Genomic DNA, 26,219 nt, shown 5'->3' with positions numbered 1-26,219 from the left:
TTTCGCGCTCCCTAGGAGACGGTGCGGCGGCCTTCGAAGGCGCGGCCGAGGGTGATCTCGTCCGCGTATTCGAGGTCACCGCCGACCGGCAGTCCGGAAGCGAGGCGCGTGACCTTGATGCCGATGGTCTTCAGCATCCGCACGAGGTAGGTGGCCGTGGCTTCGCCCTCGAGGTTCGGATCGGTGGCGATGATGATTTCCTGAACCTGGTCGTCAGAGAGCCGGTTCAACAGTTCCCGGATGCGCAGTTGATCCGGACCGATCCCCGCGATCGGATTGATTGAGCCGCCGAGCACGTGATACTTGCCTCGGAAGGACCGCGTCCGTTCGACGGCGATGACGTCCTTCGACTCTTCGACCACACAGATCGCGGACGGATCACGCCGTGGATCGCGACAGATGCCGCAGGTCTCCTGTTCGGCGACGTTCCCGCAGATGGTGCAGAACTTCACCCGCTCCTTGACGGTAACGATGGCGTTGACGAGCCGCTTCATGTCGTCCCCGTCTGCCTCAAGAATGTGGAACGCGATGCGCTGTGCCGATTTGGGGCCTACGCCGGGTAGACGTCCCAGCTCGTCAATGAGCTCCTGAACTGCGCCTTCGTACACGGATTTGCCTTAGCTGTAGGTGGTGACTCGACGGCCCGGCCGGGACCGGGTGGCCTTGTTACTGGTCGAGGCTGCGTTCCTCGATAAGCCGTCCGTTGAGGATACGTTCGATGGCCTGCCGGCCGACCAGTCCGGATTCCTCGATGGTTTCATCGTCTGCGCTGGGTATGTCCTCGACGTACTTCAAGTCTACGGCGCCCGTTACAGGCTGCGGCTTGGGTTTGGCCGCCTCCGCCCGAGCGGCTTCATCGAGCAGCTGTTGGTAGCGGCTGGGGCGGGACGGCGGTTCCTCGTCGAAAGAGGGTTCCTGAGGACCGGGATCATCAGGGTCACGGGCCGGTTCTGCCGGCGTGAAAGAAGGGACGTCATTGGGGTTGCGCGGTCCGGCAGCGGGCTCGCGGGGTGCGGGCTGTGCAGCTGCGTTATGGACGGGTGCCGGCGGAGCGGGTGATTGCTGGGCAGGGGCCGGCTGAGTGGACGCTTGTTGCGCGAGGGCATTCGCGGGCACCTGCTGCGCGGAATATTGCCGGCTGGTCTGCTGCGGAGGCGTCTGGGATGCGCCTGCCTTGCGCACGGGTGCCTGCTCCGTGCGCGCGTTACCGGTTGGCTCGATGCCCGCGGGCGTCTGCTGCGTCTGGTTCTGCTGGATTGTGGCGGGCGCAGTCGGCCGGGCAGATTCTCCCCAGCCAGGCCGGGCTCCGGTTGCGGCCACTGGCAGCCCCCAGGAATCCTCTCCCGGGGAAGGTGTGCCGGCACCGCTCGATGCGGGGCCACTGGCGCCGGATTGCCCCTGCGCCTCTGCCGGCTGGTTCCGGCTAGTAAGTGCTTTTGGGTCGGGTTCACCCGCTGCCGCGGCGCCGTCATGGATGGCTTCAATGCTGCAGTTCAACCCAAGCACCTTGCTGATGGCCTGCTTCAGGTTGTCGCTGTGCTGACCGCGTTGAAAACCCAGCGCATTGCCCTGTGACGCAAACGCAAGGGTGAGCTGATTGTCGCTGAAGGAGCGCGGCTTTGCATCGGTGTTGACGTTCAACCACGTGCTGCGCTTGATCCGGGCCAGTTCGTCCATGATCTCGGGCCACGCCCTGCGAATCATCTCTATCTGACCTGAACCCTGGGCCGGAGCGGATTGACCCGACGGACGCTGCTCAACCGGGCGCTGCTCAACCGGGCGCTGCTCAACCGGACGCTGCTCCGACTGGGACTGCTCGGACTTGGGCTGCTGGGCCCTTGGTGCTGCTGCTGAACGGGATTCGGTGCTCTGCTGATCCCACGGATCCGAAGGTTCAGGAGGCACGCCCCATCCGCCGCCCCAGTCGGCAGCACCGGGTTCCTGCGCATGTTCCGTGGCGCGCTCGAGTTTCTCGGCCGGAGCCGGGGCCTGCTGTGGCTTTGAGTCGGCAGGAACCTGCGTGCCCGACGGCTGCCTGTCCGGGCCAGCCGCTGAAGAGGCTGCAGATACAGGGGCAGCAGCCGGTGCCTGAGGCTGTGCCGACGCAGCTGCCGGTGCCTGTGCCGGTGCCGGTACCTGTGCGGCAGCGGCCGGAGCGGAGGGCTGTGCGGTGCGCTCGGCAGTAGCTGGGGGAGCCCCGGTACCGGCCTCAGGTAGGCCATCGGCGTAGCTTAGGCGGCGTTCGATGCGGTCGACCCTGGCCAGGGTGCCCTGCTCCGACTGGTCCGCAGCGGGCAGCAGGATGCGAGCGCAGAGCAGCTCGAGGTGCAATCGCGGAGAGGTGGCGCCGGTCATCTCGGTGAGCGCAGTGTTGGTGATGTCAGCGGCGCGCGAAAGCTCCGCGCGTCCCAGTTGTTGAGCCTGGGTGCGCATGCGGTTCAGCTGATCGTCAGGTGTACCGCGCAGGATGGACGCCGCCGCATCAGGAACTGCGGCGACAATGATCAGGTCGCGGAACCGCTCGAGAAGGTCCTCGACGAACCGCCGCGGATCATGGCCCGTCTGGATGACCCGGTCAACAGCACCGAAAACGGTAGCGGAATCATCGGCGGCAATGGCATCGACCACGTCGTCGAGCAGCGAGGCATGCGTGTAGCCCAGCAGCGACACCGCGAGTTCGTAGTCAAGGCCGGAGGTTCCGGCACCGGCCATCAGTTGGTCCAGCACCGACAGGGAGTCGCGCACCGACCCGCCGCCTGCGCGCACCACCAGGGACAGAACGCCGGGCGCCACCGGGATGTTCTCCTGGTTGCACAGCAGCTCAAGGTAAGCCATCAGGGGTTCTGGGGGAACCAGCCGGAATGGGTAGTGGTGCGTGCGCGACCGGATGGTTCCGATCACCTTGTCCGGCTCCGTGGTCGCGAAGATGAACTTGATGTGTTCCGGGGGTTCTTCGACGATCTTCAGCAGCGCGTTGAAGCCGGCGCTGGTGACCATGTGGGCCTCATCGATGATGAAGATCTTGTAGCGGTCACGGACCGGAGCGAAGGTGGCGCGCTCACGGAGATCACGGGCGTCATCGACGCCACCGTGGGATGCTGCGTCGATCTCGATGACATCCAGGCTGCCGGAGCCGTTCCGGGCCAGCTCAACACAGCTGTCGCAGGTGCCGCAGGGAACCGGTGTGGGGCCCTGCGCACAGTTGAGGCAGCGGGCCAGGATGCGGGCCGAGGTGGTCTTGCCGCAGCCGCGTGGACCGGAGAAAAGATAGGCGTGATTCACCCTGTTTTTGGAGATGGCCGTCATCAAAGGCTCGGTGACGTGCTCCTGGCCGATCACGTCGGAGAACGTCTCCGGACGGTACCGGCGGTAAAGGGCTGTACTCACAGAAGAACTCTATCGGTTGGGTGGGACAGGAGCGGCATCGGTGGAGGAGAGGTGGGAGGGGTCGACAATCCACGGCTCGCGGGGCAGCAGGCGAGGATCGAATGCCCCCAGCGCAGCCTCCACTGAGCTATCCGGAAGACCGAGTGAACGCAGGATAAGCGCCCGGATTTCGGCTGCATCCCAACCCTTGGCGCCCAAGGCTTCGAGGGTGACTGCGCCGTCACGCTTGGCCAACCGTCGACCTTCCGGGTTCAGCGCCAAGGGCACGTGAGCATACTCAACAGCGGGAAGCCCCAGCAGGGACCCGAGATAGGCCTGCCGCGGTGCGGAACTCAGCAGGTCATCGCCGCGTACCACCTGGTCGATGCCCTGTTCCGCATCATCGACGACGACGGCGAGGTTGTAGGCGGGCACCCCGTCATTGCGCACCACTACGAAGTCATCAACCAGCCCGGTGTAGGGACCGTGCAGGACGTCGCGAATTCCATAACGGTCGACGTCGGCGCGGAGCCGGAGCGCGGCCGGCCGGACGCGCCGCGCGGCTTCGCGCTCGAACTGGGACAGGTCCCGGCAGGTGCCGGGGTAGTGGCCGGGAAGGACATGCGGCGCCGAAGCCGCCTCCGCGATGTCTCGCCGGGTACAGAAGCACTCGAAGAGGCGCCCGTCGCGCAGCAGGCGAGCAACGGCGTCGTCGTAGAGGTTTTGGCGTTCGCTCTGGCGGGTGATGTCACCGTCCCAGGAGAGCCCGACGGCGCTCAGCTCGGCTAGCTGCACCGCTTCAGCGCCGGCACGGACCCGGTCGAGATCCTCGACGCGCACCAGGAAACGGCGGCCGGTGGACCGGGCGAAGAGCCAGGCCAGGATCGCAGTGCGGAGGTTGCCCACATGAAGTTCACCGGTGGGGCTCGGCGCGAAGCGACCTGCGTTCACGGATCCTCCAAACGCGGCTGGCAGGGAACGTAAAGACCCCTCATGCACCTGCCAGAGCCCGCCTACCCTTGCTACCTTCCGGTCCTGGGGGAGTTCAACAGGATGACACCACATGAGGGGCCGCGAAATAGTCTACAGGAATCGGAGCAGGGGCTTCGCCGGTCGCCGGAGAGCACCCGATTCGGCACATCAGGCATGTGCGGGTATTCTGGAACCTGCTCCAAACAAGGAGGATTCGCCTAGCGGCCTATGGCGCACGCCTGGAACGCGTGTTGGGTTAACGCCCTCGGGGGTTCAAATCCCCCATCCTCCGCGCTGCACACAGAACACCCCGGCTTTACAGCTGGGGTGTTCTGCATTTCACTGGACTTTGAAGTGATCGTAAGCATGCTGAGTAAAGTGTATTGTGCAATGAGTCTTCCGAAGCATAAGTATGGAGTTCACACTGAATACAGCATCGGCTGTGTGGCCTGATACCTTCAGCCATGTGCCCATCCTGTAAGGAGTTGCGATTGGACCTGCAGGCATGACCCGGCTACCGAAGCTGAGACACGCGTTCTCGGCACTGACCACACCGCTCGCGCCGGAAGATTTTCTGTCGCTATTCAACCCGGTGTTTTCGTCACGCCAACTGCGCGGCATCGTCACGAAAGTGGTGCCGGAGACCGCAGACTCCGTGACGATCTACTTCCACCCCGGCAGGGGCTGGAAAGCACACCGCGCAGGGCAGTGGGCGCGCATCGGCGTGGAACTGGACGGAGTCCGCCACTGGCGCTCGTATTCCCTGAGCACAGCTGCCGGTCAGGATCCCGCCATCACCGTTACCGACATGGGTGCCGTGTCCGGCGTCCTTGTCCGTGAGACCAAACCCGGTGACATTCTTTTCCTTGCCCCGCCTCAGGGCACCTTCGTACTCCCTGATCGGCCGCGGCCGCTTCTGATGCTGACAGCGGGGAGCGGCATCACCCCGGTGATGTCCATGATCCGCACGCTTGTTCCCCGCCGGCCGGACGCGGATGTTGTGTTGATCCATTCCGCTCGCACGCCCAAGACAAGCCTCTTCGTCGAGGAGCTCCGCGAGCTCGCCGACCAGTTCCGACAGTTCAAGGTGAAGCTCTGGTTCACCGGTGAGCATGGCCGCATCGATTTCAACACTCCCGCCGTCCTTGACCGGTTGTGTTCCGATTGGCGTGAGCGCGCGGCCTACGCGTGCGGACCGGAGAAGTTCCTGGAAAACGCAGAGTCGCTGTGGGAGCGCCAGGCGAAACTGCCGGCCGGGAGCCTCACCATCGAACGCTTCAGCACCGCTTTGGCGGAAGGCACCGGGAACGACGGCGGACTGGTCACCTTCGAAGCCTCCGACCGGGAGGTTGAGGCGGACGGCAACACCCCGCTGCTCGAGGTCGGGGAAGACGAAGGCCTCCTCATGCCCAGCGGCTGCCGCATGGGAATCTGCCACAGCTGCCTCATCCCGCTTCGGGCAGGACAAGTCCGGGACCTTCGCACCAACGAAGTACATGGAGAACCCGGGCAATTGATTCAGACGTGCGTTTCGGCAGCAGCCGGACCCGTAAACCTCGACATATAACTCGGATCGAAGGAGTGAGAATATGACGAACCTTGTAGATCAGGTGTCAGAGGACACTGCGGTTGAAAGACCGGCAACCCGACGACGGCCGGGAGCGCTCGCCGAGACCGGGCATCCGCTTGTCCGCCCGCCGGCAGCTGCGCATCTTTCCGATGAGCAGGTTGCCGAACTGGCCCGTGAACTCGACGCCATCCGCGATGAGGTGCTCGGCCGACGGGGGAAGCCTGATGCCGCCTACATCCGCCGCGTCATCAAGGCTCAGCGCATCCTCGAGTTCGGTGGACGTGCAGCATTGCTTGTCGGACGGAACAAGGCAGCGTGGGTGGCAGGCACCACCATGCTGAGCTTCGCCAAGATCCTGGAGAATATGGAGCTCGGTCACAACATCCTGCACGGCCAGTGGGACTGGATGCGGGATCCGGACATCCACTCCACAACCTGGGACTGGGACTTTGTCACGCCCACACGGTCCTGGCAGCATACCCATAACGACCTGCACCACCGCTGGACCAACGTGGTGGGCAAGGACCGCGACGTCGGCTACAACCTCCTGCGCATGGACGACGACCAGCCCTGGCGGCCCTTCAACCTGGGCAACCCGGTGTACAACGCCGTGCTCGCGCCGCTCTTCGAGTGGGGCATCGCGCTCTACGATCTTGAGTTGCCGGAATACAAGGACGGCACCAAATCAAAAGACGCCCTTCGCCGGGACCTGCAGGCACTTGGGCGCAAGGCCGCCAAGCAGTTCGGCAAGGATTACGTCGCCACGCCCGTCGTCGCAATGCTTACCGGCTCGGGCAGGCAGGCCTTGACGGGAACCCTGACCGCGAACGCAGTCCGTAATGTCTGGGCCCACGCAGTGATCTTCTGCGGTCACTTCCCAGCCGGCACGGACACCTTCACCGAGGAAATGGTCGACGGCGAAACCCGTGGTGACTGGTATGTGCGGCAGATGATCGGTTCGGCGAACATCTCCGGCTCGAAGTTCATGCACCTGATGACCGGAAACCTCTCCCACCAGATCGAGCACCACCTGTTCCCTGACCTCCCGTCGAACAGGTACCACGAGATCGCCCCGAAGGTCCGCGACATCTGCAAGCGCTATGGACTGCCGTACACCACCGGGCCCCTGCTCAAGCAGGTCGGGTCCGCGTGGGCGAAGGTCTTCCGGCTGGCACTGCCGGACCGTAAGGCACCGGCCAGCTAGTCCGGTCTTCAGCTAATTCGGTCGCCAGCTAGTCCGGTCTTCAGCTGGTCGCCGGGTCCGGCGGGTGCTGCCCCTGCACCCGCCGGATCCGCCGAAGCGCTGCTGCCTCACTCGGTCCCTGCCTGCCCAGACCGAGCTTGATGGCTCCCAGCACCAGCAGGACAGCCGGCTTGACCGGCAACGGTAAGGGCCCGATGTGCGGCAACGACAGGCCGAGCAGTTCCCGGTGCCGAGGGGTGAGCGTGGCCACCGCCCCGGCGAAAAGGATCCGGTAGCCCAGACGCTGGGACCGCGGAAGCGGGGGTCGCTTGATGTGGGCCAGCGCGTCCTGGACCTGGTGGCTGGAAGCGAGTTCGCCGTCGTATGCGGAGAGCTGATCACGCAGTTCAGCGACGCTGCGCGGCGGGTCAGTGACGCCCATCAGTTCTCCCGCGATCGCCCACTCCTTCACGTACTCGTCCGGTCCGCCGGGAAACTTCAGCCCGTACTCCCGGTGCGCGCTGAGGAACGCGTCAGTGAACGCCAGATGCACCCACCGCAGCAGATGAGGGTCGTTGGCGGCGTAGGAACGCTCGACGCCGGCGGCGTCCACGTACGTGCCGGTCACCTTCTCGTGCAGGCGGCGTACCCAGCCTGAAGCGCTCTGCGCGGCGTCGGTGGACCCGTACGTGACGGTGAAGATCCAGCGGATGGTGTTCGCGAGCCTGCCCAGCGGGTCCTCGCGGAAGTCGGAATGGGCATACACCCCCGCCATGGCACCCGGATGCAGCGCCTGAAGCAGGAGTGCACGGATGCCGCCCACCGTCGGAGTCATGGAGCTGTGAACCGACCAGACGGCGGAACCGGGAGCGAAGTAGCCGGCGTCGTTCCCTTCCGCGAGTTCCTCTGTCCAGGCGGGCGGTTCGGCACCGGTGCCGGTGAAGGTGTTCTTGAGTTCAACCCGCAGGCGGGAGAGGGGTGACGCCATCGCTCCAGTATGCAGGTTCCTCCTGAACGTCCCATCCGGATGAGGGGCGGTCGACGAACTGCAATCGAGTACCAAAGACAACGACAGCCAAGGAGCACGAGTGTCCGCGCAGAAACTTCATGACATCCCTCTGACCATGATCGACGGCACCGAGCGGACCTTCGGCGACTTTCAGGGCAAGACCGTCCTGGTGGTGAACGTCGCCTCGCAATGTGGTTTCACACCCCAGTACGCGGCGCTTGAGGAGCTCTACCGGAGGTATGCGGACCGCGGCTTCGTGGTGTTGGGCGTGCCCAGCAATCAGTTCATGGGGCAGGAACCCGGAACCGACGAGGACATCCAGGCATTCTGCTCCAGCACCTTCGACGTCACGTTCCCACTGACCCGGAAGACCGATGTCCGCGGCCGGGACCAGCACCCGCTCTATGCCGAGCTCACCAAGTTCAGGAACGGCGTGCTTCCGGGCCTGGTGAAGTGGAACTTCGAGAAGTTCCTGGTGAACGACGCCGGTACCGTGGTTGCGCGGTTTGCCCCCACTGTCGAGCCTGACTCCGACGAAGTTGTGTCTGCGATCGAGAAGACTCTGAACGGCTAGACGGCGGAAACGGCAGCCTCGGCGCAGCGCAGCAGGAAAGCGGCGCCCGCGTCGTCGTGGATGAGGTCACCCTCGGTGAGGACGGGGTAGGGCTTCTCCGGAATGCCGTCGGCGGGCCGGACGTCCACATGGGCGACGCTGTAGCCGTGCTCGTGCAGGTAGTCCGCCATGGCGTAGTCGGTGCGTGAATCGCCCACGGTGCGCCAGACATGCGGAACAGCGCCGTCGATCAGGGTGAGGGCGCGCTCCGCGCCGAGGTCCTTGCCGACGCGCACCGATTCAATGTCCGTGGAAATGATGGTGGGGTCCACCCGGTAGTCGACGCTGTCGTCGCTGTCCGGAAGGTGGTGCGCCAGGCGGCACACGCCCATGTCGAAGTGCTGCATGATCTCAAGGACCGCGGCGTCGAACGGTCCCTGACGGTCGAGGTAGTCCTCGTTCTCCACATCGAGGCGCTGCTCGATTGACACCATGGCGCGCTTGGTCTCGTCAAAGAACATGTGGTCAGCGAACTTCTGCTCCACCAGCGTCCGCACCTCGCTCCCGAACTCCTGGGGCAGGGCCAGAGTCTGGTCGACCTGGACGGGCGTGGGGCCGTCGGAGTCGAAACTGAACCAGGTGGCGCCCTTCTCACAGATGGCGTGGAACCTGACGCCCTCCGGGATGCCCGCAGCCAGCATCGGCTTCATGACCTCTTCGCGGATGAAGTCATCAGACCGGCCCGTGTTGAAGATGACCGGCCAGCCGGCTGCCGCGAGGCGGATGAGGGCGTCGATGATCTCGAACCGGACGCTGCGCGAGACGGGGCTCGCAACCGGCCCGTCGACGTCGAGCAGCAGGCCCATAGGCGTGGGCATGGACGCGGAAGGAGGCACCGAAGAAGTCACTGCCCCAGTATCCGCGGAACCGGGGAAGGCAGCGAAATCCATGACGGCGAAATCGCCGGAACTGCTCGAGCAGGGTTTCTCCAAGGTCCTGGTCGGAAGATTGAAGCCTGCAGCATCCATGCACGTATTAAGGGCGAGTAATGGCGATTGAAAAAATCGCGCTGGCCGAGCAGGGTGCGGCTGACCTGATGCCTGGGGAGGCAGCCGACTATCCCACCGGACTTACGCGGAGAGTTTTTGGCATTCTGATAGGCACCGGTGCTCTGGGCACCGCTGCGGGCTGGGGGATAGTCTCCGCCGCCGGTGGCACCGAGGAGGTTCCGACGTCGTTCGGGTCCGTCCGGATTGCAGCGGCTGAGCGGCAGGCACGGCTGGTAGGCGGGGTCGGAGGGCACGCAGCCGGTGGCCACTCCTCGAGCGGAGCCGCTCCGCCCGGCGCGGGGTCCCAACCGTTCAATCACACCTGGGGCGAACATCTCGCCGTCGAGCTGGACGTGCGCAACACCTCCGAGCGGAACGTCTTGTTCGCTCCCGGGCAGCTGCGCCTCGTGGTGACAAAGACGACGACGGTCACCAACCGGGCCGCCGACGTATCCAAGATCCTGCTGACTCCCGGTTCCCAACGCAGCCTGTGGATCAGCTTCCTGGTTCCAACCGGCGCCGCGGGTCTCGCAGCCCAGTTCACGGATCCCTGGGGCGGTCCGGCGCCGCTGGTGCTGGCCCTTCCCCGTATTTCCCTTCGACCAGGCTCCCTGGAGGATCATCATGGCTGAGCAGTTGCCTCCTGACATACTGGCCCGGGCGGACCTCCTCAAGCTCGGAGCAGCGGCCGGACTGGGCTTTGCAGCGCTGCCGCTGGTTCAGCCTGCCGCGCCCAGGCACCGAGTTGCCCGCACACCCGTCCCGCTGGCCCTAGCGCCGATCCCCGGCGTCCTGGACGTCTACATCAACGACGGCTACCTCAAGATGGTCGACGACACCCTCGTCTACCATCGCGGATTCGGCAGCCGGCCCACGGACATTGACGACGCGAGTCCCAGCCTCACCATGGACCCGACGATCATCACCGTGGGGGGCGATGTGATCCCCAGCCGTACCTACCCGTTGGAGAGGCCGCTGCCGCCGCGTGGCACCCCGACTCCGGTGGGTCCGGACCCGGCCAACCCCGGGCAGTACTTCATCCGGCGGAACTACTGGGCGAGTTACTTCCCCCAACGCACCATCATCGCGGAGTTGGGAAGCACGGTTCGGATGCGGGTGCAGAACCGGCTGAACAAGCCGCACACCCTGACGGTCTTTGGAGCGGCACCCGGTGGTGCGGACTACACCACCGGCGCTATCGGCCCCGATGCAGTGGCCATGATCGAATTCCCCTGTCCGCCCCCGGGCACGTACATCTTCGCTGATCCCACGAATGCGCCGGTCGAACGCGTGCTCGGACTCTTTGGGGTGCTTGTAGTGATGGACCCGGAGCACCAGTGGGACATCGCAGCGGACCGCGCAACCTTTGAGCGTCAGTGGCTGTGGATTTCCCACGCGGTGGAACCCCGCTGGGCGTCCATGGAGGCCGCGGGCCAGACCGTGAATGCCGCACAGACCAGGGCCGTACCGCGGTATTTCACCCTCAACGGGCGCAGCGGATTCGAGTCCCTCGGGATCACGTTCGACGAGGCCGTCAACCTTGCCACCGAGGAGGAAACCCTGATCTCCGGATATCCCCGACAGCTGGACGTCCGTCAGTTCGGAGAGGGCACGGAAGCGGGCACGCTCAGAGGCGGACAACTGGTGCGGCTGGTCAATCCCGGAATCGTCTTCCACCAGATGCACTTCCACGGCAACCACGTCTGGGTGGTCCGCCGAAACGGCGTGGACTGGCCGCGGCACGAGGGCTTCGTTGATGCAGACGGTCACGTGGTCCTGCAGCAGTGGGAGGACGTCGTCGAACTCGAACCCATGGACCGCAAAGACATCATCATCCCCATCAAGCGGCCGCCGGACGCCATTGATCCCGTGTGGTTCGCGCGTACCGGCGACTGGGTCTACCCCATGCACTGTCACGCCGAACCGTCCCAGACTGCTGCGGGCGGAATGTATCCGGGCGGTCTAGTTGCCCACTGGACCCTGAAGGGTCCCAACCCAGGAGGCAATCAGTGAGTATCTTCAGCCGTAAGCGCTCGGTTCGCACGACCGAGAAACTGCAGAAGCTGGCCGAGCGCCGTCGTCGGGAGGAAGAACGACGGCGTCAGGAGGAGGCGCGCAAAGCCAAGCGGACGCGGAAACCGACAGCATCGCCCAAGCCGACAGCGACGGTGAAGCCCTCCGTGAAGCCGAGCGCGAGCGCCAAGCCTTCGGCATCTGCTTCAGCGAAGCCGACCGCGTCCGCAACAGCGACCGCAACCTCTACGGCGACCGCTACGGCGACCGAGACCGCGACCGCTACTGCGACCGCTACAGCGACCGAAACCGCGACTGCCAGCGCTTCCGCGACTCCCTCGGCGACCGCTGTACCGACGGAGGCGCCTGACCCCGTCGTCGTACCGGAACCCCAACTGCACCACCGGTTCCAGAGCCAGGTGGACTTCAGCTCCGACCAGCTGGAGGTCTCCAACCCGGTGACGGAGTTCCTCCAGACGGCTGCGGTCTCTGTTGACTTCGATTTTCACAGCCGCGACCTCGTCCTGGACGACGGCGCCGAATTCGAGATGTGGAGTTTCGAGGATGACCGGTTCGAGCGCGGGTTCCCCGGGCCTACGCTCAGGGCTCAGGAGGGAAAGATCTTCCATGCCACCGTCCATCCGAGCAAGGGCCCCCACACCATCCACTGGCATGGCATGGAACCCGACCCCCGGAACGACGGCGTGGGCCATACCTCCTTCGAGGTCGACGGGCAATACACCTACCAGATGCAGCCGGAAGCAGGCCGTCCCGGTGACCCCAACTATGGCGCCGCGGGGACGTACTTCTACCACTGCCACGTCAACACGCCGCTGCACGTCCAGATGGGCATGTTCGGCCCGCTGGTCATCGACCCCGTGGTTCACCCGGATTACCCGGTGAGTCCCGGCGCCCGCCGGGCGTTTGTGGACGGACCGGAGTACGACATTGATACAGAAGCGCTGTTCGCTCCCTACTGCCTGGACCCGCGCTGGCATGAAATGAACCATGCTGACGGGCTCTCAGGCGAGGACGCCGGTCTGAACCGGTTCGAGCCGCGCCACTTCTACCTCCTGGGTGGTGAACTGGCCCGGCGCCCCGCAGGCAAGGAGATCGTCTGGAGTCTGTCCAGGCTTCGCGCCAACGTGGTGGGCGGTCCCAAGAAGCCGACTTTGTTGCGGACGGTGAACGCGAACTACCTGCCCAATCTGGTGACGTTTACCGACGCCGGAGGAGCGGAGGTGCCGATTGCCGAAATCATCTCGCATGACGGACGCCCCTTCCGGGACACCTCGGTGCCCAACGCGCCGGCTCCACCATGCAGGGACGCAGAGTACCCGCTGACTACAAGCAGGCTCGCCTACGGGGCAGCTGAACGCTATGACATGCTCCTTCTACCGCCCGCACCCGGCAGGTACTACCTGAACGTCCAGTGGGAAGACTGGATCACCGGCGCCGTGATCGCAAAACGAAGTGTGCCGATCGATGCAGCCTGATCAGGAACGGTTCCTCCAGCCGAGCGCTTGAAGCTATAACCATTTGGCGACGACGGCCGCGCCGCCGTGGCGTCACATTCCCTTGCGGCGATATCTTGCCTAGGCTGTATTGGTGATCTTTAAAGCAGTGAGCGATGGACGCCCCTACCCCGACCATGGACACGTGACGCCCAAGGACTGGGCAAACGTGGCCCCACGCCAGGTTCGGCTGGACGAGCTCGTCACAACCAAGACCACCCTCGACCTTGAGGCGCTGCTGGCGGAAGACTCCACATTCTTCGGCGATCTGTTCCCGCACGTGGTGCAGTGGAACGACACGCTCTACCTTGAGGATGGCCTGCACCGCGCGGTTCGCACCGCGCTGCACCAGCGAACCATCCTGCACGCCCGCGTTCTGGTTATCGATGGCTAGAACGCCCAAGCGGAAGCCCGTCCGGTCCAAGAGGAACCCGATCGAGTGGCACGGACACCGCATTGTTACTGAAAACGACCTCGAAACGGTTTTCGCAGACGACGGCAACGTAGAGCGCCCGCACATCTACATGCGCAGGCTGCGCCACGGCATCGTTCTGGTGTTGCTCGTAGCGCTACTGGCCGCAGCAGTGTTCTTCGCGCTCGCCCTGGCGCGGGGAGACATCAAGCTCCCGGTGCCGGAGGCAACGCCCACCCCCGTCAGCGCCTGCCCCCTCGGGCCGTTCGACCTCGTCGATCCGGCGACGGTGACTGTGAACATCCTCAACAGCACCAGCATCGCCGGGCTCGCCGGTAATGCATCGGCGGCACTGGAGGAACGCGGATTTGTCCTGGGCACCATCGGAAACCGCTCGGTCGCCCAGACCAACATGACCGCCATCATCGTGTCCGGGCCGGACGGGCACGCACAGGCATTTACCCTGCAGCGCATCATCCCCGAAACGGTCTACGTCGAGGACGAACGCCCCGACGCTACGGTCGACGTCGTCCTTGGCTCTGAGTTCGAATCGCTGGTGCCGGCGGAGGAAGTAAACGCGGAACCGGGTGGGCTCACGTGTGAGCTTGCATCAACGGCGAGCGCCACGCCGTCGCCGTCGCCGTCCGCTCCCTGACGAACGCAGGCAAAAGAACGACGACGGCGACGGGCCGGCTAACAGCCGTCCGGTCCGCAGGCCTCGCCGTCGGGGGTTGCCGACATGGGGATCAGCGGGTGGCTTTCCTGCCAGGCCTGATCCAGCGCCTGTCGGAATAGTTCGGCGGGTTGCGCTCCGGAGATGCCGTACTTCCGGTCGATCACGAAGAACGGGACGCCGCTGATGCCCAGTGTCCGAGCCTCGTTGATCTCGTGCCGCACGTCCTCCGCGAATCCGTCGCCGGCGATGGTTTCGCGCACCGACTGCTCATCGATCCCCAATTCCTTGCCGAGCATCACGAGGACTTCCACGTCCGAGGTGTCGAGCCCCCGCTCGAAGTGCGCCGAAAGAATCACTTCCTTGGCGTCGTTGCCCTTCCCGAGCGACTTGGCGAGGTGCAGGAACCGGTGCGCAGTGAAGCTGTTGCCGACCACGACGGCGTCGAAATCAAAGTTCACGCCGACGTCGGCCGCTGATGAGGTGAGCTGGTTCCACATCTGACGGACCTGCTCGGGTGCGATGCCCTTGCGCTCGGACAGGTACTGCTGCTCGGTGCCCTCATAGTGCTCGGGGAGACTGGGGTCCAGCTGAAAGCTCTTCCACGTCACGTCGACGCTGTCCCGGTGCGGGAAATCGGCCAGGGCCTTCTCGAAGCGGCGCTTGCCCACAAAGCACCAGGGGCATTTCACATCGGACCAGATTTCAATATGCATACCGTGGGCAACGGGACGACGGCGGTGCGCATTCCCGCTCACCGCCGTCATTTGCCTCACGTGTCCCAGCACGCTCCGAGTCGGCAGAACACTCCCCGTTTGCACCCTCTTGGGGGCCCGTCCTGCCAAGGGAACGTGAAGATTACCGCTGCAGGGCCGGTGCCGGAGCCTGCCTCGCGCAGAGGTGCCGGGTGTAGGCGGGCAGGGTGAGGAACTCAGGGAAGTCGTCACCGAGAGCCACCTTCTCGAACAGCCGGCGGGCGTCGTCGAACCGGTCATCATCGAAGCGTGGGAGCCGCTCGAACTCCTCCTCCAGCAGCTGCGAAACCCACTCCAGGGTGACGATTTCACCGGTGTCGGTCACGGCCTGGGCATGTACCCACTGCCAGATCTGCGATCGGGAGATTTCCGCGGTGGCGGCATCCTCCATCAGGTTCTTCAGCGTCACAGCACCGTTCCCGCGCAGCCAGGCCTCGAGGTAGCGGACTCCGACCTCCAGATTGGTGCGGATACCCGCTTCCGTAATGAGCCCCTGGGTGCCGGTGAGGTCGATCAGTGCGCGGTCATCGGGCACGACGTCGGTGCGTTGCCGGTCGAGCTGGTGGGGCAACTCGCCGAGCACGACGTCAAAGACAGCGCGGGCAACCGGAACCAGGTCCGGATGGGCTACCCATGAGCCGTCGAAACCGTCGCCGGCCTCACGCACCTTGTCCGTGTGGACCTTCTCGAGCGCGACGGCATTGACCGCCTCATCGCGACGGCTCGGTATAAATGCCGACATGCCTCCGATCGCATGCGCACCCCGTCGGTGACAGGTGCGTACCAACTGCTCGGTGTAGGCGCGCATGAACGGCGCGGTCATGGTGACCATGGTGCGGTCCGGCAGGACAAACCGGGGGCCGCGCAGCCTGAAGTTCTTGATGATCGAGAAGATGTAGTCCCATCGGCCCGCGTTCAACCCCGAGGAGTGTTCGCGCAGTTCGTAGAGGATTTCGTCCATCTCGAATGCCGCCGTGATCGTCTCAATCAGGACGGTGGCGCGGACGGTCCCGCGGGGAATGCCGAGCAGTTGCTGGGCGCGGACGAACACGTCGTTCCACAACCGCGCTTCGAGGTGGTTTTCGAGCTTGGGGAGGTAGAAGTACGGCCCCCGGCCCTGATCAATGAGCGTCCGCGCGTTGTGGAAGAAATGCAGGCCGAAGTCCGCGATGCCGCCGGAGAGTGGTTCGCCCTCAATCAGGATGTGCTGCTCGGGCAGGTGCCACCCGCGAGGACGCACGACGACGGTGGGGAGCGTCTCTCCGAGCCGGTACTCCTTGCCCTCTTCGGTGGTGAAGTCGATTCTGCGCCGCAGGGCGTCGTGGAGGTTCAACTGGCCGTTGATGACATTGGACCAGGTGGGAGTCAACGAATCCTCGAGATCCGCCAGCCAGACGTTCGCCCCGGAGTTCAGGGCGTTGACAGTCATCTTGCGGTCCACAGGGCCGGTGATTTCCACCCGCCGGTCCTCCAGACCGGGAGCCGGCGGCGCGACCTTCCAGCCGTCGTCGTTCCTGATGTGTGCGGTGTGGGGAAGGAAGCGGGGATCCTCGCCCTGGGCAATGCGGCTGCGTGCTTCGCGGCGGCGCTGCAGCAGCTCCTGGCGACGCGGTTCTGCGAAGTCATGCAGTTCACGGAGGAAGTCCAGCGCTTCGGCGGTAAGGATTTCATCCTGGCGGGGGATCGGTGGGGCGGTCAGTGTGATGCCGGTGGTGTTCATGGTGATGCTCCTGGCTGAATGTCCAGATCGAGTGGGCAGAAATGACCGCAGCGGGGCGCCTGGCTGGTCCTCAGCGCCCACTCGATGGGAAGGGAAAGGGAAAGGGGAGGAGGGTTCAGGAGAACTGCTGGGTCTCGGTGGAGCCGGCCAGGGCAAGGGTGCTGCCGGTCGGGTTGAGGGCGCCGGCTACCTGATCGAAGTAGCCGGTGCCGACCTCCCGCTGATGCTTGGTGGCCGTGTAGCCGCGTTCTTCGGCGTCGAACTCGCGTTGCTGGAGGTCCACATAGGCGCTCATGCCGTCGGTGGCATAACCGTGCGCCAGATCGAACATCGAGTAGTTCAGGGCGTGGAACCCGGCGAGGGTGATGAACTGGAAGGTGAAGCCCATGGCGCCGAGCTCGCGCTGGAACGTCGCGATGGTGGCGTCGTCGAGGTGCTTGCGCCAGTTGAACGACGGGGAGCAGTTGTACGCAAGCATCTGATCAGGGAACTCGGCCTTGACCGCTTCGGCGAAGCGCCGCGCCAGCTCCAGATCAGGCGTGCCGGTCTCCATCCAGATCAGGTCCGCGTACGGAGCATACGCATGAGCGCGGGCGATACACGGCTCAATGCCGTTGCGGACCTCGTAGAAGCCCTCGGGAGTCCGTACTGGTTCCGATCCGGCCCGGATCAGGAATGGGCAATCCCGCTCATCGACATCCGATGTGATCAGTGTGGCCGCTTCGGCATCCGTACGGGCCACAATCACCGAAGGGACGCCGGCGACGTCGGCCGCCAGCCTGGCCGCGTTCAGCGTGCGGACATGCTGCTGGGTGGGAATGAGGACCTTACCGCCGAGGTGGCCGCACTTCTTCTCCGAAGCCAGCTGGTCTTCCCAATGCACCCCGGATGCTCCTGCGGCGATCATGGACTTCATCAGCTCGAAGGCGTTCAGCGGCCCGCCGAAGCCGGCTTCAGCGTCGGCCACAATCGGCACCAGCCAGTCTGTGAATTCCTCCCGACCGCTCAGAACGCCTTCAGCCCACTCGATCTGGTCCGCCCGCTGCAGCGCGTTGTTGATGCGCCGAACCACCTGCGGGACCGAGTTCGCCGGGTAAAGGGACTGGTCCGGGTAGGTCTGCCCGGACAGGTTGGCGTCCGCTGCCACCTGCCAGCCGGACAGATAGATAGCCCTCAGCCCGGCCTTCACCTGCTGTACGGCCTGGTTGCCGGTCAGTGCGCCCAGCGCATGGGTGTACTCGCCGGTCCGGGCCTGGTCAGTGAGCTGCTGCCAGAGCTTTTCTGCTCCCCGGCGGGCGAGCGTGTGCTCCTCCTGCACGCTGCCGCGAAGGCGTACGACGTCGGCAGCAGAGTAGTCGCGCTGGATTCCTTGCCAGCGCGGATCGGCTGCCCACTCGAGTTCGAGGTCGCGGACTGCTTCCGTATAGGCGTTGGTGTTGTCACCTGGGTGTGCGGCTTCCTGCGTCATTGCAATTGTCCTTCCGGGATGCGTGGTGCCTGTGCGGTTGTGCTGGTGAAGTCAACGATTCTGCATCCTGTAATGGGCATCTAGATGAAAGCTCTGGAAAGAAATGCGATTCTTCGCGTATGGTCAAGAAATGACGACTTCCAGTTGGAATCGCACCCGTCTGCCCGACGCCGAGCCTGCCCCTGACGGGGGAGATGCCATCAGCCTGGGCCGCCGTCTCCGCCACCTCCGCAAGAGCCGTCGCATGACGCTCGAGGAGTTGGGCGCCGTCGTCGGAACTGCCCCCTCCCAGCTGTCCCTCCTGGAGAACGGAAAGCGTGAGCCCCGGCTGGGCATGCTGCAGTCCCTCGCGAAGGCGCTGGAGGTGAGCGTCGACCAACTGCTGGGCGCGGAACCACCGAGCAGGCGCGCCGCACTGGAAATCGCGCTGGAGCGGGCGCAGCGGGGACCGCTGTACGAGTCCCTGGGGCTGCCGAAGGTCCGCACCTCTGCACGCCTGCCCATGGAGGCGCTGGAGGCGCTCGTCGGGTTGCAGGCTGAACTGGAGCGGCGGATGAACGAGCAGGTGGCCACCCCTGAAGAGGCCCGGCGCGCCAACGCTGAACTTCGGGGAGTCATGCGCCGGCAGAACAACTACTTCCCGGATATCGAGGGGGAGGCGCAGAAGGTTCTGGAGTCCGTGGGGCATACGCGGGGGCCTCTCTCGCAGCATCTCATCGCGGACATTGCGGCGCACCTCGGGTTCACGCTGCACCATGTCAGCGACCTGCCGCATTCCACCCGGTCCGTGACGGACCTGAAGAACCGGCGGATCTACCTGACCCAGTCACAGCGGACCGACCATGACCCGCGGTCCGTGCTCCTCCAGGCCCTGGGCCACTACGTGCTGCAGCACAAGACGCCGGAGAACTACCACGAGTTCCTGCGGCAACGGGTTGCCACCAACTACTTCGCGGCTGCCCTCCTCCTGCCCGAGGAGGCCACGGTCGAGTTTCTCCAGGCTGCCAAAGCCGCGAAGGAGATCGCCGTCGAGGACATCCGGGACGCTTTCGCCGTCTCCTACGAAACCGCCGCCCACCGGTTCACCAACCTCGCCACCGAGCATCTCGCTATTCCGACGCACTTCCAGAAGACACACCAGAGCGGCATCATTTACAAGGCCTACGAGAACGACGGCGTGACCTTCCCCCAGGACCATACCGGCGCCATTGAGGGGCAGCCCTCGTGCCGGAAGTGGACGTCCCGGATGGTGTTCGACGTGCCTGACCGGTTCTCCGCCTACAGCCAGTACACCGACACCCCGAGCGGTACTTTCTGGTGCACGGCCCGAACGGAGCACGCCCCCAGCGGAGAGTTCTCGGTGAGCGTCGGCGTGCCCTACGCGCACGTGAAGTGGTTCCGGGGACGGGAGACCACCGTGCGGGGTGAGTCCCGCTGTCCGGAGGAATCGTGCTGCAAGCTGCCGCCCTCGTCGTTGGCGCAGGAGTGGTCCGGCTACGCGTGGCCCAGCGCGCGGGCGCACTCCCATCTGTTGGCGGCCATGCCGCCGGGGGCCTTCCCCGGCGTGGATGAGACGGAGGTTTACTCCTTCCTCCAGGCACATTCGGACTAGCGTCGTACAGTGAATGCCCACTCGAACGGGGAGCTCCATGCTTTTTGCCAATGACACTGAAGAGGGTCTGCGGAGTGCCGCCGCCCTGGTCAATACCGAGGACGGTGAACAACTTTCCGACGTCGGTGCTCTCGCGCAGTTTGCCCGCGACTGGAACTGGACCGGCAACCTCGCCCTCGATGATGACGAGCTCGAGGCAGTCCGAACGCTGCGCCCCAGGCTTCGGTCGCTGTGGAGTGGCGACGAAGACCAGGTTGTGGAGCTGGTGAACGGCCTGCTGCGCGAGTTCAATGCCCTTCCGCAGCTTGTCCGCCACGATTCCTGGGACTATCACATTCATGCCACGCCGCGCGAGGCCCCGCTGTCGGCTCGGATGGCGGTCGAGGCGGCGATGGCGTTCGTTGACCTCGTGCGCAGCAAGGAGCTGAGCCGGTTGAGGGTATGCGCATCGCCGGACTGCGACAATGTGCTCGTGGACCTGTCAAAGAACCGTTCCCGGCGGTTCTGCGAGTCGGGCTGCGGGAACCGGGCAGCTGTCGCGGCCTACCGGGCGCGGCTGGCCGAACGGGCGAAGACGGCCTGAACGTCCACCTGTCCGCAGGGACGGAAACAGGAGGAAGCCCCCGGCTTACGCCGAGGGCTTCCGATAGTGCTCACCTACCAGTGAAGGTTACGGAACCATCCAGGTGAAGCCGCCCCAGCCCTGTCCGTTCTGGACCTTGCCGGCGAAGCCGCCAGTGCCGTTTCCGGAGTAGAGGAAGAGCCGTCCGGCGGAGTCACGCGCGAGCAGGTCGGCGTTGCCGTCTCCGCTGAAGTCGCCCGGAGCCACCAGGGTGAAGCCGTTCCATCCTGAGCCGGGCTGCGTGCGGGCGCCGAAGCCGCCTGATCCATTGCCCGGGTAGAGGAAGAGCCTACCGGCGGAGTCGCGCGCCAGCAGGTCGGCCTTGCCGTCGCCGCTGAAGTCACCCGGCCCGACAATGGTGTAGCCGTTCCAGCCTGAGCCGATCTGCGCCGGCGTGAGGAACCCGCCTGTCCCGTTGCCCGGGTAAAGACGCAGCGCGCCGTTCCCGGCACGGGCAATCAGGTCCACGGTGCCATCACCGTCGAAATCACCTGGAGTGACGATGGCCAGGCCGCTCCAGCCGCTTCCGATCTGCTTGCCCCGGGTGAGCGTACCGGTGCCGGTTCCTGCGTAGAGCCAGAGCCGCCCGGCGCTATCCCGCGCCACGACGTCGGCATTGTCGTCGCCGCTGAAGTCACCGGGAACCAGGATGGCATTCATTGAATTCCAGCCTGTGCCGATCACCCGGCTCTTCAGGAAGCCGCCCTTGCCGTTGCCGGGGTAGAGCAGCAACTGCCCTGCGGAGTTGCGGACAAGAACGTCCGGGATGTTGTCGCCGTCGAGATCCTTGGTAGCCTCCTGCTCACCTGCCACCGCAATCGGCACGATCTCGTCCTTCTTCCCCGTCGCGTTGTGGTGGTGAAGGAAGAGTGCCTTGGCGTCGGTGACGTTTTCCTGGCGGTTGACGTTGAGGGTGACGCCGTCAGCGGAGACGAACGATGCGGCATCGGGCACGCCGCCCTCGAACCACAGGGCGGGCTCGGTGACGTTGAAGCTGATCCAGTCCGTGGTATCCACTGGAGCTCCGCTGACACCGTTCTCATCGACATTCAGCACGTTGGACGTTGCAGCGCGGTACTGGATGGGCGCTGAAGCACTCAAGGCAGCAGCGTCCATTCCCAGCTCCGCGACGGGAACCGGGAACGTCACCACATTGGTGTCGAAGGTGTTTGTGTCCACGCTTCCGTCGACCCCGTTGGCGAAGTACAGGTCAGTGTCGAAGATCGGCGCTCCCGCATCGTCGATCGTGATGACCTCGAAGAGGATCATGTCGAGCGTCGGCGCTGCGGGCCCAAGGTCCCCGGCACGCAGGGTGCTGACCACGTAATCGACCGTGCTGTCGCCGTCCGTATCGATCTCGATGAAGACACCGTTATTGCCGCCGAGCTGTGCCCAGTTCTGCCAGGTGCTGACGCCGAAGTTTAGGACCCCTGCCGTCCGGTCCCCGGCCGCGTCGATCAGCGCCGGAACCGTTGAGGCTGCGCCGACTGCTTTCAGGTCGAACGAGTACAGGGACTCCAGCGGGCGAGTCTCGGCCCGAGGGCTTTCGACACCCAGGACAAGCGGCGACACAATCGACTGGTAGGCCGATTGACCCGGTACACCCTGGGCAAGGCCACGACCTGACAGGGTCACGGTGCTTTCCAGGTCCGCGGGCCCGTCGAAGGCGGCCTCCGCGCCGGCCGAGATGGCCGACGTCGGCTTCGGAGCCGAGTAGACCGGAACGCGGAGTTTCTGCCCGTCCGTGCTGGTCAGTTCGACCCGGCCGGACACGTCGGCGAGGTACTGGCGAGGAAGGCCAGCCTGGACTGCTTCCGCTGCGGGGTCCATCGTCTTGGCGAGCGCGGCCGGATCAGGAATCGCCAGCGTGACAGTCAGCGCGGCCGTGTTATTGGCCGGCACCGTGACTACTGCCGGGGAAACCGTCACCGTGACGCCGGGCATGGTCGATGCCTCGAGGTATTCTGCGTTATACGTGATGGGAGCATTGGACCGGTTCTCGACGGTCACCTGCCTGGTCACCGACAGGGCTTCCGTGCCGAGTTCCAGCACGCCGAAGTTCACCGAGGTGAGGGCGGGCTGGTCCTTGGCGTAGGCGAACACCGGTGTGTCCAGGGCCTGGATGGCGTCAACACGTCCTGATCCGACGCGGTTCGGTGCGTAGGCAACACCGTCGGCCGTAAGCAGGTCATGTGTAGCCGTATTCATGATGACGCTCTTGGCCTGATACGGGTTGTACTCATGTGCCGAGAGCACCAGGGCCGCGATACCTGCCGTATGGGGTGCCGCCATGGAGGTGCCGCTCTTCACCGAAGCGCCGTTGCCGGTTCCCACCTGTACCGAACCGATGAGGACTCCCGGTGCCGCGACGTCGGGCTTAAGGACGCCGTTGGAACCGTGGACGCCCCGCGAGGAGAAGTCCGCGAGGGTGTCCTGCGCATTGGATGGAGAGGTAGCCGTGGCCTGGAAGGTGGGGTCGAGCTGAAGGACCAGGGTTCCTGCTTCCGCGGCCGGCATCAGCCTGGTGGTGTCACCGGCCGAGAGCTGGATACCCGGTATCGTGGCGTTTCCGCCGATCCCCGCTGGGAAGATGTCAAGTGTCGTGCCGATGACGACGCCGGCGTAACCTGCAGCAGCTGCGTTGTTCCAGCGAACGGTGGATCCGCATTCGCGGGTCGCGTCGTTGTCGTCCCAGAAGAGCCAGACCCATTTTCCTTCATTCACGCCTGCGGCAGGCAAGGCGGCGCAGCCGTCATTGTTCGCGCCGGCTGGAGCCATCACCACCTCACCCCGAAGGGTTTCGGGAGTAACACCCGCTGCAGCGTAGTCGAAGTTCACGGTGTACTGCCCGGCGGCCTGACCGGCGACATCCGCCGGAGCCAGCACATCAGCGCGGTCCATCGTGATCTGTGATCCGACGCTCGCTGCGACAGTCAGAGCTGACTCAGCACTTCCCGGGGAGCCGCCGATGTCGTACACGTCGCCGTCGTTCCCTGAGGACACCACGGACAGAATGCCCTGTGCGGTCAGCGAGTTGACGATGTCATTTTCGGGATCGTCGTACGCGGGGAAGGCCGAGCCCAACGACATGTTGACAACCTGAGCACGGTCGTCGAAGTTGCCGTCACCATTGGGGTCGAGGACGAAGTCCAGCGCCTGCCCCACAACGAGGCTTGAACCGGTGCAGCCGAAAACGCGCAAGGCCACCAGGCCGGCGTCGGGAGCCGAACCCGGACCGATGCGCATCTGGTTGACAGCCTCCGGGGTGAGATCACTGTAGTCGCCGTCGAATGTGGTGCCGTCCGCATTGACGCCATAACCGGCGGCGGTGCCGGCGACGTGCGATCCATGGCTTTCGCAATCCAGCGGGTTCAGGTCGGGTACCGGCTCATCGTTCTCGGGGTCGTCAGCGTTGTACGCATCGCCCACGAGGTCGTAGCCGCCCTTGAACTTGTCCGGATCAAAAAGTGCCGGATCGGGCTCTGCATCCGCCTGGGCCTGCTCGTACGCCTCAATGGTTCCAGGGCCGCCGAAGCCGGCGTGGGTGTAGTCCAGACCGGTGTCCAGCACTGCGATGGTGATTCCCTCGCCGGTGATGTCGCGCGCCGTCCATGCCTCGAGAGCGCGGGTGTCGATGTCTGCGCCCTTGTTCTCGACGGTCTTGGGGACGATCGCGGTGATCTTGACGACGTCAGGTCGCGCAGCGAGCGCTTTGATCGCGTCGGCGTCACCCTTGATCGCCACACCGGGCAGGGTGTTGGTGGTGGTGTAGAGCTGGGAAGCGCTCGCTTCCGCTGTGACCTCGTTTGCCTTCACCTGGATGCCCGTGCGGATCTCCTTGACGCGGTCCGCCCGGGGGACCGGTGCGGTGAATCCGTTGCTTCGTACCTCTGTGGGCTGAGTCTGTTCGAAGGCGCCCTTGCCCGAGAACTGGACGTATGCCGCCGTCGGGCCTGTCCTGGCCGCGAGTTCGCGGCTGACCTTGGCCTCGAACGCCGGCTGAAGCGCGATCCCCTCGGCCGTGGGCCCGCCGGAATCCGGTGCCTCGAGTGCCGATGCCGGTGCCCACATGCTGGAGGCCAGGGCGAGGCCGGTCAGCGACGCCAGCACAGCCCTTCCTGATCTCCGGCGGTATGACTTGCTCATGCTGCTCCTTAGGAAGGAAGAGTCAAGGCCATACCGCTTGAGTCCGTTCCGAGCCCCCGCAGCACTGCTGGCTCAGCCTAAGACTGGTGTGAGTGAGAATCCCTGTGGTGCGATGGGTGCCAGCAGAACGGTGAGCCCCCGCGGACTCCCCGACTACAGCTTCATGTGTGAAGGGTCACAAGTCAACGAATGTTGGTGTCCCGACCGGATAAATCGTCCTGAGGAATGACGCGGTCAGTCCGGGCGACGGGAATCACCCTGCGGGCTGCTCCTGAAGGTCTCCCGCGCCGCCCTGCCAGACGGCGTCGAACGGTGCGTTCGAGGACACCCGGTTCTTAATCCCTTCGGTGACAAATGCCTTGGCGGTGCGCGCCGCTTCCAGCGGTGTGGCACCCTTGGCGAGTTCCGCGGCGACTGCTGCGGCAAGGGTGCACCCTGCACCACTGACTGCGACATCACCCACCTTGGGGGCACTGAGGACTTCCAGGGTCTCGCCGTCGTAATAGACGTCGACGGCGTCGCTGCCTTCCAGCCGCACGCCGCCCTTCGCGAGCACGACGGCGCCACTCGCCGCATGGATGAGCCGCGCCGCTTCCTTGAGATCCTCCACGGATCGGATCTCGATCCCCGAGAGTGACTCCGCCTCGAAGTGGTTCGGGGTGACAAAGGTTGCAAGCGGCAGGATGTTGGCCTTGAGCGCCTGGTCCGTGTCCAGTGCGGCGCCGGGCTCCTGGCCCTTGCAGATCAGAACCGGGTCCAGCACAACGTTCTGCCAGTCCTGTGCAGCGAGAGCGGTTGCGACCGTGTCGATGGTTGTCGGCGTACCGAGCATTCCGATCTTGACGGTATCGATCGTGTAGCAGGACTGAATCGCCTCAAGCTGATCGGCGATGACCTGCGCTTCAACCGGGACAAACCGGTGATTCCAGCTGTCCTTCGGATCGAAGGAGACGATGCAGGTGAGCGCGGCAATCCCGTAGGTACCGAGTTCCTGGAACGTCTTCAAATCGACCTGCGCGCCGGCGCCTCCGGTGGCCTCAGAGCCGGCGATGGTCAGGGTGATTGCGGGTGCGTCAGTAGCCATTGCATCAGTGTGCCCGACGGTTCGGGGCTAGCGCCAACGGCTAGCGTGCCCTGCCCTCGGCCAGCAGGCTGATGGACTTGTTGATCCGGGCGGAGCGGGTCTCCGGTTTCTTTGCGCCTGCGATCTGCAGCGCGTGCCAGCTCTTGTTGCTGTAGGAGAGCGTGTCCCAGAACGCTTCCGCCGCCGGATTCTGGTGGAGTGCGGTCACAAAATCCGCGGGTACATCGACTTCCCTCGGGGCGGTATCCAGCTCAACGTCGACGTCGTGAACTTCGCCGGCCTGAATGCCGGCTTCCATGCGCCGGTCAGCGCTCACTCCAAACATGTAACGCCCACCCATGGATGCGATGGATGTGCGGAAGGCGAAGCCGTTGACGGTCGCCACGATCTTCGGATGCTTGCCGCCGCCCAGGGCCTCCACGACCGATTCCGGGACTTCGAAGCCCGCCGTGGTCTTGCCGGTCGATTCGAGTTCAGCGCGAAACTTCACGGGTGCCT

At 64.9% G+C, this 26,219-nt stretch carries 21 protein-coding genes, 1 tRNA gene and 1 other RNA gene; 11 read left to right on the top strand and 12 right to left on the bottom strand.

The window, feature by feature from the left end; genetic code table 11:
• Nucleotides 1-11: 11 nt before the first annotated feature.
• The 4 genes from recR to ffs all read right to left on the bottom strand — a co-directional run bounded on the left by recR (nucleotide 12) and on the right by ffs (nucleotide 4,442).
• On the bottom strand, nucleotides 12-608 hold the full coding sequence (gene recR, locus AC5RU3_RS07875) for a recombination mediator RecR (protein WP_458116273.1): 597 nt from the start codon (nucleotides 606-608) through the stop codon (nucleotides 12-14).
• 58 nt (nucleotides 609-666) lie between these two features.
• Complete coding sequence (locus AC5RU3_RS07870; RefSeq protein ID WP_493965223.1) at nucleotides 667-3,387, bottom strand: DNA polymerase III subunit gamma and tau; 2,721 nt, start codon at nucleotides 3,385-3,387, stop codon at nucleotides 667-669.
• 9 nt (nucleotides 3,388-3,396) lie between these two features.
• Nucleotides 3,397-4,317 (bottom strand): tRNA glutamyl-Q(34) synthetase GluQRS, encoded by a 921-nt coding sequence (gene gluQRS / locus AC5RU3_RS07865; protein WP_493965222.1) that lies wholly within the window; start codon nucleotides 4,315-4,317, stop codon nucleotides 3,397-3,399.
• Between the two features lie 28 nt (nucleotides 4,318-4,345).
• An RNA gene (gene ffs / locus AC5RU3_RS07860) (signal recognition particle sRNA small type) lies at nucleotides 4,346-4,442 on the bottom strand.
• A gap of 103 nt (nucleotides 4,443-4,545) precedes the next feature.
• On the opposite strand from ffs, the gene AC5RU3_RS07855 reads away from it, so the two are divergent.
• From AC5RU3_RS07855 to AC5RU3_RS07845, 3 genes are all read left to right on the top strand, one after another.
• Nucleotides 4,546-4,630, top strand: a tRNA-Ser gene (locus tag AC5RU3_RS07855).
• A gap of 213 nt (nucleotides 4,631-4,843) precedes the next feature.
• Nucleotides 4,844-5,905 (top strand): ferredoxin reductase, encoded by a 1,062-nt coding sequence (locus tag AC5RU3_RS07850; RefSeq protein WP_309069859.1) that lies wholly within the window; start codon nucleotides 4,844-4,846, stop codon nucleotides 5,903-5,905.
• A gap of 22 nt (nucleotides 5,906-5,927) precedes the next feature.
• Nucleotides 5,928-7,112, top strand: coding sequence for a fatty acid desaturase family protein (locus tag AC5RU3_RS07845; protein WP_458116277.1), 1,185 nt, complete (start codon nucleotides 5,928-5,930; stop codon nucleotides 7,110-7,112).
• Between the two features lie 40 nt (nucleotides 7,113-7,152).
• Here AC5RU3_RS07845 and AC5RU3_RS07840 read toward each other — a convergent pair whose 3' ends face one another.
• Entirely contained in the window at nucleotides 7,153-8,079 is a 927-nt protein-coding gene (locus AC5RU3_RS07840; RefSeq protein ID WP_493965221.1) for an oxygenase MpaB family protein, read from the bottom strand.
• A gap of 136 nt (nucleotides 8,080-8,215) precedes the next feature.
• On the opposite strand from AC5RU3_RS07840, the gene AC5RU3_RS07835 reads away from it, so the two are divergent.
• A complete protein-coding gene (locus AC5RU3_RS07835) occupies nucleotides 8,216-8,674 on the top strand; it encodes a glutathione peroxidase (RefSeq protein ID WP_309069952.1) in 459 nt (152 codons plus the stop codon).
• On the opposite strand, the gene AC5RU3_RS07830 is transcribed toward AC5RU3_RS07835, so the two are convergent.
• A complete protein-coding gene (locus AC5RU3_RS07830; RefSeq protein WP_493965612.1) occupies nucleotides 8,671-9,531 on the bottom strand; it encodes a Cof-type HAD-IIB family hydrolase in 861 nt (286 codons plus the stop codon). The genes AC5RU3_RS07835 and AC5RU3_RS07830 overlap by 4 nt on opposite strands.
• A gap of 170 nt (nucleotides 9,532-9,701) precedes the next feature.
• Here AC5RU3_RS07830 and AC5RU3_RS07825 point away from each other — a divergent pair, with 170 nt between their 5' ends.
• From AC5RU3_RS07825 to AC5RU3_RS07805, 5 genes are all read left to right on the top strand, one after another.
• A complete protein-coding gene (locus AC5RU3_RS07825) occupies nucleotides 9,702-10,334 on the top strand; it encodes a hypothetical protein (RefSeq protein WP_309069862.1) in 633 nt (210 codons plus the stop codon).
• The gene (locus AC5RU3_RS07820; protein WP_309069863.1) at nucleotides 10,327-11,715 is read left to right on the top strand and encodes a multicopper oxidase domain-containing protein; all 1,389 of its coding nucleotides are present in this window, start codon (nucleotides 10,327-10,329) and stop codon (nucleotides 11,713-11,715) included. Before AC5RU3_RS07825 ends, AC5RU3_RS07820 begins: the two co-directional genes overlap by 8 nt.
• Nucleotides 11,712-13,211: a multicopper oxidase domain-containing protein gene (locus AC5RU3_RS07815; protein ID WP_493965220.1), complete on the top strand. Its 1,500-nt coding sequence runs from the start codon at nucleotides 11,712-11,714 to the stop codon at nucleotides 13,209-13,211. Before AC5RU3_RS07820 ends, AC5RU3_RS07815 begins: the two co-directional genes overlap by 4 nt.
• A gap of 112 nt (nucleotides 13,212-13,323) precedes the next feature.
• On the top strand, nucleotides 13,324-13,623 hold the full coding sequence (locus AC5RU3_RS07810; protein ID WP_167990481.1) for a type II toxin-antitoxin system VapB family antitoxin: 300 nt from the start codon (nucleotides 13,324-13,326) through the stop codon (nucleotides 13,621-13,623).
• A complete protein-coding gene (locus tag AC5RU3_RS07805) occupies nucleotides 13,616-14,296 on the top strand; it encodes a LytR C-terminal domain-containing protein (RefSeq protein ID WP_309123665.1) in 681 nt (226 codons plus the stop codon). The genes AC5RU3_RS07810 and AC5RU3_RS07805 overlap by 8 nt, the downstream gene beginning before the upstream one ends.
• Nucleotides 14,297-14,334: 38 nt before the next feature.
• Here the strand turns inward: AC5RU3_RS07805 and AC5RU3_RS07800 are convergent, their stop codons facing one another.
• From AC5RU3_RS07800 to aceA, 3 genes are all read right to left on the bottom strand, one after another.
• Nucleotides 14,335-15,030, bottom strand: a complete 696-nt coding sequence (locus tag AC5RU3_RS07800; protein WP_493965611.1) for a DsbA family oxidoreductase — start codon at nucleotides 15,028-15,030, stop codon at nucleotides 14,335-14,337.
• A 142-nt stretch (nucleotides 15,031-15,172) separates the two neighbouring features.
• A complete protein-coding gene (gene aceB, locus AC5RU3_RS07795) occupies nucleotides 15,173-16,789 on the bottom strand; it encodes a malate synthase A (RefSeq protein ID WP_493965219.1) in 1,617 nt (538 codons plus the stop codon).
• 115 nt (nucleotides 16,790-16,904) lie between these two features.
• The gene (aceA, locus tag AC5RU3_RS07790) at nucleotides 16,905-18,257 is read right to left on the bottom strand and encodes an isocitrate lyase (RefSeq protein WP_493965218.1); all 1,353 of its coding nucleotides are present in this window, start codon (nucleotides 18,255-18,257) and stop codon (nucleotides 16,905-16,907) included.
• Nucleotides 18,258-18,360: 103 nt separating this feature from the next.
• Here aceA and AC5RU3_RS07785 point away from each other — a divergent pair, with 103 nt between their 5' ends.
• Both AC5RU3_RS07785 and AC5RU3_RS07780 read left to right on the top strand, forming a co-directional pair.
• Nucleotides 18,361-19,869 carry a helix-turn-helix domain-containing protein gene (locus tag AC5RU3_RS07785; RefSeq protein WP_493965217.1) on the top strand — a complete coding sequence of 503 codons (1,509 nt, stop codon included), beginning with the start codon at nucleotides 18,361-18,363 and terminating at the stop codon, nucleotides 19,867-19,869.
• A gap of 37 nt (nucleotides 19,870-19,906) precedes the next feature.
• Nucleotides 19,907-20,452, top strand: a complete 546-nt coding sequence (locus AC5RU3_RS07780) for a CGNR zinc finger domain-containing protein (RefSeq protein ID WP_493965216.1) — start codon at nucleotides 19,907-19,909, stop codon at nucleotides 20,450-20,452.
• An 87-nt stretch (nucleotides 20,453-20,539) separates the two neighbouring features.
• On the opposite strand, the gene AC5RU3_RS07775 is transcribed toward AC5RU3_RS07780, so the two are convergent.
• The 3 genes from AC5RU3_RS07775 to AC5RU3_RS07765 form a co-directional block, all read right to left on the bottom strand.
• Nucleotides 20,540-24,637 (bottom strand): S8 family serine peptidase, encoded by a 4,098-nt coding sequence (locus AC5RU3_RS07775; RefSeq protein WP_493965215.1) that lies wholly within the window; start codon nucleotides 24,635-24,637, stop codon nucleotides 20,540-20,542.
• Between the two features lie 253 nt (nucleotides 24,638-24,890).
• On the bottom strand, nucleotides 24,891-25,721 hold the full coding sequence (gene thiD, locus AC5RU3_RS07770; protein ID WP_493965214.1) for a bifunctional hydroxymethylpyrimidine kinase/phosphomethylpyrimidine kinase: 831 nt from the start codon (nucleotides 25,719-25,721) through the stop codon (nucleotides 24,891-24,893).
• Nucleotides 25,722-25,761: 40 nt separating this feature from the next.
• On the bottom strand, nucleotides 25,762-26,211 hold the full coding sequence (locus AC5RU3_RS07765; protein WP_493965213.1) for a YdeI/OmpD-associated family protein: 450 nt from the start codon (nucleotides 26,209-26,211) through the stop codon (nucleotides 25,762-25,764).
• Nucleotides 26,212-26,219: the final 8 nt, after the last annotated feature.

It is taken from the genome of Arthrobacter sp. MDB1-55, assembly GCF_059092925.1.
Note: the sequence above shows the minus strand (reverse complement) of the source record. Positions and strands in the feature narration are given on the sequence as shown.

Coding starts and splice junctions, on each gene's coding strand:
- AC5RU3_RS07850 (WP_309069859.1), top strand. CDS start 4,844: ATGACCCGGCTACCGAAGCTGAGACACGCGTTCTCGGCACTGACCACA.
- AC5RU3_RS07845 (WP_458116277.1), top strand. CDS start 5,928: ATGACGAACCTTGTAGATCAGGTGTCAGAGGACACTGCGGTTGAAAGA.
- AC5RU3_RS07840 (WP_493965221.1), bottom strand. CDS start 8,079: ATGGCGTCACCCCTCTCCCGCCTGCGGGTTGAACTCAAGAACACCTTC.
- AC5RU3_RS07835 (WP_309069952.1), top strand. CDS start 8,216: ATGATCGACGGCACCGAGCGGACCTTCGGCGACTTTCAGGGCAAGACC.
- AC5RU3_RS07830 (WP_493965612.1), bottom strand. CDS start 9,531: ATGCCCACGCCTATGGGCCTGCTGCTCGACGTCGACGGGCCGGTTGCG.
- AC5RU3_RS07825 (WP_309069862.1), top strand. CDS start 9,702: ATGGCGATTGAAAAAATCGCGCTGGCCGAGCAGGGTGCGGCTGACCTG.
- AC5RU3_RS07820 (WP_309069863.1), top strand. CDS start 10,327: ATGGCTGAGCAGTTGCCTCCTGACATACTGGCCCGGGCGGACCTCCTC.
- AC5RU3_RS07805 (WP_309123665.1), top strand. CDS start 13,616: ATGGCTAGAACGCCCAAGCGGAAGCCCGTCCGGTCCAAGAGGAACCCG.
- AC5RU3_RS07800 (WP_493965611.1), bottom strand. CDS start 15,030: ATGCATATTGAAATCTGGTCCGATGTGAAATGCCCCTGGTGCTTTGTG.
- aceB (WP_493965219.1), bottom strand. CDS start 16,789: ATGAACACCACCGGCATCACACTGACCGCCCCACCGATCCCCCGCCAG.
- aceA (WP_493965218.1), bottom strand. CDS start 18,257: ATGACGCAGGAAGCCGCACACCCAGGTGACAACACCAACGCCTATACG.
- AC5RU3_RS07785 (WP_493965217.1), top strand. CDS start 18,361: ATGCGATTCTTCGCGTATGGTCAAGAAATGACGACTTCCAGTTGGAAT.
- AC5RU3_RS07780 (WP_493965216.1), top strand. CDS start 19,907: ATGCTTTTTGCCAATGACACTGAAGAGGGTCTGCGGAGTGCCGCCGCC.
- AC5RU3_RS07775 (WP_493965215.1), bottom strand. CDS start 24,637: ATGAGCAAGTCATACCGCCGGAGATCAGGAAGGGCTGTGCTGGCGTCG.
- thiD (WP_493965214.1), bottom strand. CDS start 25,721: ATGGCTACTGACGCACCCGCAATCACCCTGACCATCGCCGGCTCTGAG.